Genomic DNA, 910 nt, shown 5'->3' with positions numbered 1-910 from the left:
GCGATAATATAATCAGCAAACCCTCAAGAGAGGATACGATCTATCAGCGTGTATTTGTGGTTTCAGCGTATGGCGGCATGACAGACGCTTTGTTAGAGCACAAAAAGACTAGCCAGCCAGGAATCTATGCGTTATTTGCCAACGGCTTGAAAGACAAGAGTTGGCACCAGGCGCTGCAGCAAGTGAAAGCTGATATGCAGGCCATAAACGCAGGCTTATTTGGTGAAGGTGAGCTTTTGCAGCAGGCGAATAGTTTTATTGGCGAGCGTCTGGATGATGCAGAGCAGTGTCTTGTTGATCTTCAAAGACTTTGTCAACACGGGCATTTTGAGCTTTCCGCACATTTGGCGACTGTTCGGGAAATGTTGGCGAGTATCGGTGAGGCTCATAGCGCTTGGAACACTGCAAAGCTTCTTGAACGTGACGGTTTCAATGCTTGTTTTGTTGATTTAACTGGCTGGCGCGCGGCACAGCATACCTCTTTGGATGAGCGGATCGTTGAAGCGTTTCAAGGCTTGGATTTGGCAAGTCAGATACCTATCGCGACGGGTTATGCGCATAGCGAGGAAGGCTTGATGTCTACTTTTGACCGTGGCTATAGTGAAATGACCTTTAGCCGCATCGCTGTATTGACCGAAGCGCGTGAAACCATCATCCATAAAGAATTTCACTTGAGCACGGCTGATCCTCGTTTGGTTGGTGAAGAAAATGCTATTCCTATCGGACGGACAAACTATGATGTTGCCGATCAGTTAGCTAACCTGGGCATGGAAGCTATTCACCCTAAAGCGGCCAAGGGTTTACGTAGTAACCGTATTCCTTTAAGAGTTAAGAATACTTTTGAGCCTGACCATCCTGGTACACTTATCACCGGAGACTATGTCAGTGACGAGCCTTGTGTCGAAATTAT

At 47.1% G+C, this 910-nt stretch carries 1 pseudogene; it reads left to right on the top strand.

Annotation, left to right across the window (positions count from 1 at the left end):
* Positions 1–910, top strand: a pseudogene (locus A3761_RS05160) (aspartate kinase); the annotation flags it as partial.

The sequence above is a fragment of the Oleiphilus sp. HI0123 genome (assembly GCF_001635315.1).
This window is presented reverse-complemented; position numbering and strand designations above follow the sequence as displayed.